The following is a 10,159-nucleotide window of genomic DNA, read 5'->3' on the forward strand; positions in this document are numbered from 1 at the left end:
GCCGGTCAGTCGCGGCGAATCGCGCCTGGAGTCAACGGCTCGTCGAGCAGACGGCGGAAGCGGTCGGCCCGGTCGTCGGCGTCGACCGCACGATCCAGCCAGCCGCCGAGCAGCCGATAGCCCTCCACATAGGTGGAGATGTAGGCGCGCCACAGCGGGGAGGACAGGAAGCGCAGGGACTGGCGGGCGCGTTCCGGGGTGGTCAGGTTCCAGGTCTGCAGGAACTCGGCGACCTCCGTCTCGTCGCGGTGCCGGTCGTGCAGCAGCAGCGCCGCGTCCTGCCGGACGCCGAGCAGGTTCGCCGAGGCCTCCGAGAGTCGTTCCGCCCGTTCACCATCGAAGCGCAGGCCGAGGTCGGCGTAGATCTCCTGGGCCCACTTGCCCCAGCCGGGTCCGACGATGGAGCGCAGGGCCAGGTCGGCGAGACCCTCGGCCATCAGGCACTGCGGGGTGTTCACCAGGAAGAGGGTTTGCTCGGCCTGGCCCGCGGCGACCAGCCCGGCCTCCTTGCGGCAGTGCTCGGTGTGGTGGCCCGGGTAGGACTCGTGCGCGATCAACGTCGGCAGGATCGTCATGTGCTGCTTCAGGTCGGAGTTGATGGCGACCTTGGAGTGGTAGTTGCCCAGGTAGTAGTTGAACCCGGACCAGGGCTTGTCGCCGACGACCTCGTAGGTGACGTGCTCGTGGTCGGGCAGCGGATAGCGGTCGCGCACCAGTTCGCGCAACGCACTGGAGAAGGCCTCGACGCAGGCGGACAGCCGCTCGGGCGGGATCTCGTCGGCCTTGCGATGGGCGGCGACGCGCTCGGCCAGCGGGCCCGCGCCGGCGAGGACCTCATCCATCTGCCGGTGCGCGTCCCGGTAGTCCTCGACGTCGCCGGGCGCGATGTCCACGTCGAAGTAGGCGCGCACCTCGTCCACGAAGCCGATCTCGTCACCGGCGAACTTCCGGCCGGAGCACTCCAGCGCGCGCAGGTGCACGTCCAGGAACTCGGTGCGGTCGGCGGCGAGCCCCGCGTCGGGCAGGGCCGCGCGCAGTTCGGCCGCCTTACGCGCGAGCTGACGCGGCTCCGGCGCCGGGGCGTTCTGCACCTCGCGGCGCAGGGCCGGATCGCCGGTGAACGCGTCGACGAACCCGTCCTCGAGCCGGTCGAAGGCCAGCCCGAGCCGCAGGTACTCGGTCACGAGTGGATGCGCTTCCATCCGACCGACATTAGCCGCTCACCGGGGGTCCGCGCGCGGCACAATCGAGCGCGTTCCGCGGGGAAATAGCGCCCGGCATCTTCCCGGTTACCCCCGTATCGGTACCCCGCTTTTCGCACGCCGTTGACGCAGAGCAGAATTCGGCTATGCGGCGAGAGTTAGACCGAATCCCACGGAGCCGGCACGGTATGTGTACGCGTTTGCCGAACCGGAGCGTCGGGTAAGTGGCACGAATGAGCGAGCCCAGTCCGTATGTGGAATTCGACCGGAAACAGTGGCGAACACTGCGTAAGTCGACTCCCCTGGTGCTCACCGAGGAAGAACTGCGGGGCCTGCGCGGTCTCGGCGAACAGATCGACCTCGAAGAAGTCGCCGAGGTGTATCTGCCGCTCGCTCGCCTCATCCACCTGCAGGTGGCCGCGCGCCAGCGGTTGTTCGCCGCGACCGCGACCTTCCTCGGCGAGACCCACCCCGATCGGCAGGTGCCCTTCGTGATCGGCGTCGCGGGCAGCGTGGCGGTCGGCAAATCCACCACCGCCCGCGTGCTGCAGGCGCTGCTGGCCCGCTGGGATCACCATCCGCGGGTCGACCTGGTCACCACCGACGGATTCCTCTATCCCACCGCCGAACTCACCCGCCGCGGCATCATGCACCGCAAGGGTTTTCCGGAGAGCTACGACCGCCGCAAGCTGCTGCGATTCGTCACCGAGGTGAAGTCGGGCGCGGCCGAGGTGTGCGCGCCGGTGTACTCGCACATCTCCTACGACATCGTGCCGGACAAGTTCCACTGCGTGCACCAGCCCGACATCCTCATCGTCGAGGGCCTGAACGTGCTGCAGACCGGGCCTCGGCTGATGGTCTCGGACCTGTTCGACTTCTCGATCTATGTCGACGCGCGCATCGAGGACATCGAGAGTTGGTACGTGCAAAGGTTTCTCACCCTGCGCGAGACCGCCTTCGCGAACCCGAACGCGCATTTCCACCACTACTCCGGATTCACCGACGACCAGGCGACGCACGCCGCGGAGGAGATCTGGAACAACACCAACCGGCCGAATCTGGTGGAGAACATTCTGCCGACCCGGCCGCGCGCCACCCTGGTGTTACGCAAGGACGCCGACCACAGCATCAATAGACTGCGACTACGTAAATTGTGATCCCGCTTACAATTTCCACGCCGCGTCGAGGCGTTCGGCCACATTGATATCGCGCGCCGCGGCAATGTGCGGTTTCTGGATCTCCTTCGCGATATAGCGGGCGACGAAACGCCGGATCTCCCGATCGACGCTGGCGAGGATGCGCAGCAGCTGCCCGCGAATCGTGTCGGTGGCGACATTGATCCGGACGTCGCTCGAGCGCGGGGTCGCGATGTCGATGATCACGCGCAGCGGCTCGGCGGTCCGCACGATCAGGTGCAGATGAATGTGGCCGTCGACCTCGAAGCGGTGCTTGTCCAGCGCCAGATCGATGAGCATGTCGACGCTGAGCGGGATCTTCAGCGCGAACGAGATCACCTCGTCGATATCGCGACGCACCTGTGCCTGCCCGAGCCGCACCTGCGCGCTGGCTTTGGCCAAACGTCCCGGACCGACCCCGATCGGGCCGAAATCGAAGGCGGCGCCGGTCAATTGGTCGAAGGCGCCGAGGATGCGCTCCTCGGTGGCGGCGTACTCGAGGAACCGCCGGCCGAAGTCCTGGTAGCTGATGTAGGGCACCGCCTCGGGCTGGGGCGGCGCGTCCCGGCGGCTGTCGAGGTCGCTCATGACCACCGCGCGGAGGCCGAAAACCGAAGGGCGGCCGTCAGATGCCGAAGCGCCGATGCCGTGCCGCGAAGTCGCGCAGTGCCCGCAGGAAGTCCACGCGCCGGAACTCCGGCCAGTATGCCTCGGTGAACCATATCTCCGAGTATGCGCTCTGCCACAGCAGGAATCCGGAGAGTCGCTGTTCTCCGGAGGTGCGGATGACCAGATCCGGGTCCGGCTGACCGGAGGTGTAGAGGTGCTGGCCGATGGCGTTCACGGTGATCGACTGCACCAGATCCTCGCCCGTCTCCCCCGCGGCGATCTCCTGGCGGACCAGCGAGCGCACCGCGTCGGTGATCTCCTGCCTGCCGCCGTAGCCGACGGCCACGTTGACGTGCACGCCGTCGCGCCCCTCGGTGCGTTCGGCGGCAGTGCGCAGGCGCTTGGCGATCAGCTCGGGGAACCCGTCGAGCGAGCCGACGATGCGCACACTCCAGTTCTGCTCCGGCGCCGATAGCTCCTCGAGCACGTCGGTGATCACCTCGAACAGCGTCTCCAGCTCGTCGGGGTCGCGCTGGAGGTTCTCGGTGGAGAGCAGATAGACGGTGACCATCTCGATGCCCTCGGCCTCACACCAGCCGACGAGTTCGGCGATCTTCACCGCACCGACCCGATGTCCGTGGCTGACGTCGGTGAAGCCGTTCTCGCGGGCCCACCGCCGATTACCATCGCACATCACCGCGACATGGCGGGGATGTTGTTTGCCGGCCAGCTGCTTCATGAGCCGGGCCTCATAGATGCGATACGGCAAACCCCGCACCTGAACCGGAAGCTCCACGCGGCCACCCTACGCCCCACCGGCGTGATCGCGGCAGCGACCGGGGTCTCCCGGTACAGTGACGGAGGGCCGAAACCTACGGTTCCGTAGGTTACCGGTGAGTTCAACCAGGAGGTAGCTCGTGTCCGAATCGGTCGGCGCCGCAGACACCGGAGCGGTCGACGGTTCACTCGCCGAGGTGCTCGGCAAGCCCCGTCTGCGCGGCTGGATCCACACCTGGGCGGTCGGCATCGCGGCCGTCGCCGCCGTCGTGCTCGTCGCGAAGGCGGCCACCATCTCGGCCACCGCCGGCTGGTCCACGGCCGTCTACGGGCTGACCGTGTGCGGGCTGTTCGGCATCAGCGCGGTCTATCACCGGGTGACCTGGCCTACCCCGCAGGCGCGGATCCGGATGAAACGCGCCGACCACTCGATGATCTTCCTGTTCATCGCGGGCAGTTACACACCGTTCGCCCTGCTCGGGCTGCCCGGCCGCACCGGGCAGACGCTGCTCATCGTGGTGTGGGCGGGCGCGCTGGCCGGCGTCGCGCTGAAACTGTTGTGGCCCACCGCGCCTCGCTGGGTCGGCGTGCCGCTCTACCTGTTGCTCGGCTGGGCGATCGTGCCGGTCGCCGGGCAGCTGAACAACCAGATCGGCATCGCGCCGCTCATCCTGCTGCTCGTCGGCGGCCTGATCTACAGCGGTGGCGCGATCCTCTACGCCACCAAATGGCCCAACCCGTGGCCGGCCGTGTTCGGCCATCACGAGTTCTTCCATGCCGCGACGGTGCTCGCCGCGCTGACCCACTACGTGGCGGTCTGGCTCGTCGTCCTGCGCTGACCGGATCGAACGGCCGAGGCACGCGGCCCGCTGTCCCCTTTTCGCCGCTCCGGCAATAAAGTCGGCAGCGAGGCCGGAACGAGACGGGGCGAGCAGCGACGATGGCACAGCAGACGATCGAAGTCGGCGCACCGAGGGTGGCGCCCAGTGCCTGGCGGTGCCGAGCGGGCACGTTCGCCGTCGGGCCGACGCCATGATGGCCCGGCTGATCATCTGGGCACTCAAGGCGAGGGCGGGCCTGGCCGCGGTGGTGATCACCGCGAACCTCAGCGGGTTCGGCGTGATCGTCACCGAGCTGTGGCTCAGCGGATCGCTCAGCAGGTTCGGTCACGACTGGATACGGTCCATCGTGCTCGCCGGGATCTACCCCAGCCTCGGCTTCGTGGCAGGCATCGCGCTCGCGCTCCGGGATCGGTCCCGGCACTTCGGCTGGCTCGATCAGGTCCGCAAACCGACCGAGGAGGAAGCTCGCCGGGTCCTGCGCCTGCCGCTCGCCGTCACGGCGCGCTCGTTCGCCGTGTGGATCACCGGCGTCATCGTCGCCACCGTCACGCTCATGCACCTGGCGCCGGACAACGACCCGGCGGTGATCGCGTCCCTGTTCGCGCTCGGCGCGATCGAGTCGGTCGGGCTGACCTTCCTCATCGTCGACCGGCTCATCCGGCCGACCATTCCCGTGGTCGCCGCGGTCCTCGGGCCAACCATGCACTGGAGCTCCTCTGTGCTGGTCCGGGTGGTGGTGAGCTGGGCGGTCGCCTCGGCATTGCCGCTGCTCATGCTGATCGTGGTGCTGGCCAATCGCGCGGCCGCCCCGACCGATCGCATCCGCACCGCCATCTACCTCTCCGTGGTCGGACTCGCCGTCGGCGCGCTGGCCACCGCGTTTCTCGCCCGGGCGGTCGCGACGCCGATGCGGACCCTGCGCAAGGCGCTGGATCGGATCACCAAGGGCGATCTCGACGTGCGGGTGCCCGTCGGCAGTACTAGTGAGATCGGCAGGCTGGAGAACTCCGTCAACGAGCTGGCCGCGAATCTGCTGGAGCGGCAACGGGTCCGGGACCTGTTCGGCAGGCACGTCGGCACCGAGGTGGCCGAGCGCGCCCTGGCCGGCGGGCTGGACCTGACCGGTGACGTGCGGGTGGTCTCCGCGCTGTTCGTCGACGTCACCGGCTCGGTCGAGCTGTCCACCGGGCTGCCGCCGGAGGAGTTCGTCGCCAAGCTCAACCGGCTGCTCGCCACCGTGGTCGCCGCGACCGAGGAGAACAACGGGCTGGTCAACAAGTTCGAGGGCGACGCGGCGCTGTGCATCTTCGGCGCGCCGATCGCCCTGCGCGACAACGCGACTCCCGCCCTGCGCGCCGCGCGCCGGATCAGGGACGAGGTGGTCGCCGCCGGCGAACTCGACATCGGTATCGGCGTCGCCCACGGCCGGGTCTTCGCCGGCGACATCGGCTCCGACACCCGCCTCGAGTACACCGTCATCGGCGACGCCGTCAACGAGGCTGCCCGCCTCACCACCGAGGCCAAGGAGGTTCCCCGCCGGATCCTGGTGAGCGGCTCCGTCATCGAGGCCGGCTCGCCGCACGAACGCGCGAAATGGACTCTGTACGAGACGATTCTGCTGCGCGGCATGAAACAGCCCACCGCCTGCTGGACCGACCTGGACCAGCACGCCGACACCAACGGAGCGCTCTCGTCCGCACCGAGCGGGACCGCCGACCCGACCATCGAGCGCAGTGCGGTGGTCGAAGTTCGTACGGCGGCAACGGAAGTCGAGTAGGCATTGATACCGGTCAGACGACTCGCGACTGCGCTGCCGTGCGCTCCTCGATGCATCGCGAATGCGGCAGGCAGCTCCGCAGCGGTCGCGGCGCGGCAGGCCGAGCCGCAGTAGTCGGCGGCGGCAGACTCGTTCCATGCGGGGTCTATCCCTGTTCCAGGGCTGCGCGGAGTTCTGCGGCAGTCGTTACCGGTAGGTCACAGACAGTGCCGCGGCAGACGTAGGCGGCGGGTTGGCCTTGTACTAGTGGGCGGTCGGCGAGCAGGGGGACGGAGTTGGGTGGGGCGGCGAGGATCAGGGAGCCGCCGGGGGCCGATGCCCGAGCCGTTGCGAGGAGTTCGCTTGACTCACTGGGTGATTCGGTGGAGATCGCGATTTGCAATGGACCACGGACGGCGGCTTCGGCGACGGTGAGCCACTGGCCGGCCGAGCGCGGGGCGCGGGCCAAGACGACCGCGCCGCGCTGAAGCGTCTGCTCGGCGAGGGCGAAGTAAGGGACGGCGCGGTCGGGTTCGCTGGCGGCCGCGGCGGTGAACAACGCTTCGGCGAGGGCGGACGCGCCCGCAGGGGTGGCGCCGTCGATGGGGTCGCGGGGCCGGGCGACCAGAGTTTCGGCGTCGTCGGCGGTGTCGAACCAGCTGCCCGCGTTGTCGGGATCGGCGAAGTGCTGAATCGCGGTGTCCAGCAGGCGTTGTGCCTCGATGAGCCAGTCGAGTTCGCCGGTGGCTTGGTGCAGGGCGAGCAAGCCGGTGACGAGCCAGGCGTAGTCCTCCAGCACCCCCGGTGAGGTGCCCGCGGTGCCGTTCAGCGAGGCGCGCCGCACCCGGCCGTCGATCACGTGCTCCGACAACAGGAATCGCGCACAACGCACGGCCGCCGCCACCCAATCGTGCACACCCAGCGCGGTGCCCGCCTCGGCCAAGGCCGTGATCGCCATCCCGTTCCACGCCGTGACCACCTTGTCGTCGCGGTCCGGTTGCGGCCTCGCGTCGCGAGCCTCGCGGAGCGCGGCGGTGATTCGCTCGAGCCGGTCGCCGTCGGCGGGCGCGGGATCGGTGTATCGGGTGAACACCGAGGTCCCCTGCTCGAAGTTCCCGCCGGTGGTGACGCCGAAAAACTCTGCCGCCCAAGCACCGTCGATCGGCCCGAGTTCGCCGACCAGTTCCGCCGGCGTCCAGACATACGTCGCGCCCTCGACCCCCGGCTTGCCCGGCTCCAGATGCGTATCCGCGTCGAGGGCGGAGGCGAAGCCGCCGTGCTCGGTACCGAGATCATCGAGCAAGAACCGCACGGTTTCCCGAGTGACGCGGTCCGCCAACGACCCAGCCGGCGCACGCCGCGCCAAATGACCGTAGGCACGCAGCAATTGGGCATTGTCGTACAGCATTTTCTCGAAATGCGGTATCAGCCAAGCGGAATCGACGGAGTAGCGCGCGAAGCCGCCGCGCAGCTGATCGTAGATACCGCCGCGCGCCATCGCCTCCGCCGTCCGATTCACCGCCGCCAGCACCGCCGGATCGCCGCCGCGCTCCCAACTGCGCAGCAGCCCCTCCAGCAACGCCGACGGCGGAAACTTCGGCGCCCCACCGAATCCCGCGTGCTCCGGATCCTCGTCGCGCAGCACCGCGGCCACCGCGTGGTCGAGCAACTCCGCGGTGATCCTCAGATCCGAGTCAGGCAGCCCCGCCGCCTGCGCCTGCAACGCCTCGGCCACCTGCGCCGACGCCTTGTTCACCTCATCGCGCCGCTGCTGCCACGTCTCCGTGATAGCCGTCAGCAACTGCGTGAACGACGGCATCCCCCCACGCGGCAACTTCGGATAGTAGGTCCCGCAGTAGAACGGCTCCCCCTCCGGCGTGAGAAAACACGTCATAGGCCACCCACCCTGCCCCGTCATAGCCACGGTCGCATTCATATACACCGCATCCAGATCAGGCCGCTCCTCCCGATCCACCTTCACACACACAAAATTCTCATTCATCAACGCAGCCGTCCCCCCATCCTCGAACGACTCATGCGCCATCACATGACACCAATGACAACTCGCATACCCCACCGACAACAGAATCGGCACATCCCGCTCCGCCGCCTCCGCCAGCGCCTCCGCACTCCACTCCCACCAGTGCACCGGGTTATCCGCATGCTGCCGCAGATACGGAGAGGTCGCGTTCCCGAGCCGATTCATCCCTCCACCGTCTCACAATCCGCCAACCAGAACCCCGCACCAGCTCACCGTGTTCTGCACAAGGACTGGCATCGCTTGTGCCCGCGTGGCCGATCCACATACCAGCGTCAGACCGGATGTAGAGCGTCCCCCCGAGCAGGTATAGCAAATGCTATACTTTCCTCATGGACTGGGACATCTACCAGACCGACGAGGTCGCAGCATGGGTGGCAGAGCTGCGACGTATCGATCCGGACGCTGCGGCCCATGTCGAAGCGGCCGTTGACGTGCTATCTGAACATGGGCCGACACTCGGGCGACCACTTGTCGACACGCTTTCCGGAACCAGCCTTGCGAACCTCAAGGAACTGAGGCCTCGCCAGACCATGATCCGGATCCTGTTCGTGTTCGATCCGTGGCGCTCAGCCATCCTGTTGGTCGGTGGCGATAAGACAGGCCAGTGGAACGCTTGGTATCAGCGAGCCATACCGCAAGCCGAGGCACTTTACGAGATTTACCTGAAGGAAAGGGCCGAGGAGGAAGACAGAACATGACGAGTTTCAGCAAATGGGATAAGGACGCCTACCGCAAGCGGGTCGGCGAGGACGAGGCGGCTCGGCGACGCGGTGCAATCATGGCCGAACAGTGGGGTTTTCAACTTGCCGAGGAACGGAAGCGACTGAACTTCACCCAGGCTGGACTTGCGGAGATCATGGGCGTCACACCAGGCCGCGTCTCCCAGATCGAACGGGGTGAGGTCGCCACAGTGGACGCCATCGCCGCATATGTGGCCGCTCTCGGCGGCACACTTGAACTGCTCGCGGATATCGGCGGTCACCTGCTGCGAATGCCCGCCAATCCGGCCGCCTGACCATAGTCGGTCTGGTCTGATCACATGGCCACGACCATCTCGAGTCGAGGCAAGCGCATTTCATCAGCATGTCGTGTTGCTCGGGCGTCAGTCATGAGCTCGACCCTCGGCTCGTTTAGCGGCTGCCAGTATGTTTGCGGCGGCTAAGTCATGCTGACCGGTCGTGGGCGGGCGAAGCGATGGCCCAGCGGAGGAAGCCGCTGGGCCATCGCTCATGGCACGGGTTTACGGGAGGCTGCGGAAGAGGGCGGCGCCTAGTTTGTTGGCGTCGGCGCAGGAGTCGAAGTCGTCGGTTTGGACTTTGGTGGTGCGGACGGCGAATTCGGTGCTGCCGTAGGGGGCGGGGGTGGCGACGTTGCAGGTGCGGAGGTGCGTGTCTTGGACGGAGCGGTATTGGACTACCTGGCGGCCGTAGTATTCGGTCCTGCGGAGATCCTTGTAGGTGCCGGGTGCGAGGAGGTCGTCGGTTGTTTTGGCGGTCGCGCCGATCACGAGCTCGAATGAGCGGTCGGTGGCTTGCCACTGGCACATCCGCCACGACGGGTAGTCGGGGTAGTTGAGTCGCTTCTTCGTTGCTGGGTCCAGGCCGGCCGCGGAGATGTTGGATTCCGGAAGCGTGCACGGGTCCCAGATGGCGTCCGCGGCGGGCGGAGCCGGTGTGGCGGCGGGCTTTTCGGGTGCGGGGGCACCGGGCGCAGGCGCGGGATCGCCGGGTGCGGGTGCGGGAACGCCGGGCGCGGGT

General features: G+C 67.7%; 10 protein-coding genes. 5 read left to right on the plus strand and 5 right to left on the minus strand.

Features of this window, described 5'->3' with window-relative positions; all coding sequences use genetic code 11:
- Positions 1–5 precede the first annotated feature (5 nt).
- On the minus strand, positions 6–1,202 hold the full coding sequence (locus tag ON39_RS27230) for a hypothetical protein (protein WP_040738680.1): 1,197 nt from the start codon (positions 1,200–1,202) through the stop codon (positions 6–8).
- 224 nt (positions 1,203–1,426) lie between these two features.
- Between ON39_RS27230 and coaA the strand changes: the two genes are divergently transcribed.
- Positions 1,427–2,359 carry a type I pantothenate kinase gene (gene coaA / locus ON39_RS27235; RefSeq protein WP_040738681.1) on the plus strand — a complete coding sequence of 311 codons (933 nt, stop codon included), beginning with the start codon at positions 1,427–1,429 and terminating at the stop codon, positions 2,357–2,359.
- 6 nt (positions 2,360–2,365) lie between these two features.
- Here coaA and ON39_RS27240 read toward each other — a convergent pair whose 3' ends face one another.
- Together ON39_RS27240 and ON39_RS27245 are read right to left on the minus strand one after the other, a co-directional pair.
- Positions 2,366–2,965, minus strand: coding sequence for a hypothetical protein (locus ON39_RS27240; protein ID WP_051187170.1), 600 nt, complete (start codon positions 2,963–2,965; stop codon positions 2,366–2,368).
- A gap of 37 nt (positions 2,966–3,002) precedes the next feature.
- The gene (locus tag ON39_RS27245; protein ID WP_040738683.1) at positions 3,003–3,782 is read right to left on the minus strand and encodes an isoprenyl transferase; all 780 of its coding nucleotides are present in this window, start codon (positions 3,780–3,782) and stop codon (positions 3,003–3,005) included.
- A gap of 121 nt (positions 3,783–3,903) precedes the next feature.
- Between ON39_RS27245 and trhA the strand changes: the two genes are divergently transcribed.
- Entirely contained in the window at positions 3,904–4,602 is a 699-nt protein-coding gene (trhA, locus tag ON39_RS27250; RefSeq protein ID WP_051187172.1) for a PAQR family membrane homeostasis protein TrhA, read from the plus strand.
- Positions 4,603–4,759: 157 nt separating this feature from the next.
- The gene (locus ON39_RS27255; RefSeq protein WP_246002776.1) at positions 4,760–6,382 is read left to right on the plus strand and encodes an adenylate/guanylate cyclase domain-containing protein; all 1,623 of its coding nucleotides are present in this window, start codon (positions 4,760–4,762) and stop codon (positions 6,380–6,382) included.
- Positions 6,383–6,527: 145 nt separating this feature from the next.
- On the opposite strand, the gene ON39_RS27260 is transcribed toward ON39_RS27255, so the two are convergent.
- Positions 6,528–8,567, minus strand: a complete 2,040-nt coding sequence (locus tag ON39_RS27260) for a thioredoxin domain-containing protein (protein ID WP_040738686.1) — start codon at positions 8,565–8,567, stop codon at positions 6,528–6,530.
- A gap of 164 nt (positions 8,568–8,731) precedes the next feature.
- Between ON39_RS27260 and ON39_RS27265 the strand changes: the two genes are divergently transcribed.
- Positions 8,732–9,100 carry a type II toxin-antitoxin system RelE/ParE family toxin gene (locus tag ON39_RS27265; RefSeq protein WP_040738688.1) on the plus strand — a complete coding sequence of 123 codons (369 nt, stop codon included), beginning with the start codon at positions 8,732–8,734 and terminating at the stop codon, positions 9,098–9,100.
- Complete coding sequence (locus ON39_RS27270) at positions 9,097–9,417, plus strand: helix-turn-helix transcriptional regulator (protein WP_040738690.1); 321 nt, start codon at positions 9,097–9,099, stop codon at positions 9,415–9,417. Before ON39_RS27265 ends, ON39_RS27270 begins: the two co-directional genes overlap by 4 nt.
- 225 nt (positions 9,418–9,642) lie before the next feature.
- On the opposite strand, the gene ON39_RS49045 is transcribed toward ON39_RS27270, so the two are convergent.
- The coding region (locus ON39_RS49045; RefSeq protein WP_083894716.1) for a DUF3558 family protein at positions 9,643–10,159 on the minus strand (517 nt) is incomplete at its 5' end.

This window comes from Nocardia tenerifensis NBRC 101015 (assembly GCF_000308715.1).
GTDB lineage: Bacteria > Actinomycetota > Actinomycetes > Mycobacteriales > Mycobacteriaceae > Nocardia > Nocardia tenerifensis.

What these genes read in the sequence shown, in the direction of transcription:
- ON39_RS27230 (WP_040738680.1), bottom strand. Translation starts at nt 1,202, where the DNA reads ATGGAAGCGCATCCACTCGTGACCGAGTACCTGCGGCTCGGGCTGGCC.
- ON39_RS27240 (WP_051187170.1), bottom strand. Translation starts at nt 2,965, where the DNA reads ATGAGCGACCTCGACAGCCGCCGGGACGCGCCGCCCCAGCCCGAGGCG.
- ON39_RS27260 (WP_040738686.1), bottom strand. Translation starts at nt 8,567, where the DNA reads ATGAATCGGCTCGGGAACGCGACCTCTCCGTATCTGCGGCAGCATGCG.
- ON39_RS27265 (WP_040738688.1), top strand. Translation starts at nt 8,732, where the DNA reads ATGGACTGGGACATCTACCAGACCGACGAGGTCGCAGCATGGGTGGCA.
- ON39_RS27270 (WP_040738690.1), top strand. Translation starts at nt 9,097, where the DNA reads ATGACGAGTTTCAGCAAATGGGATAAGGACGCCTACCGCAAGCGGGTC.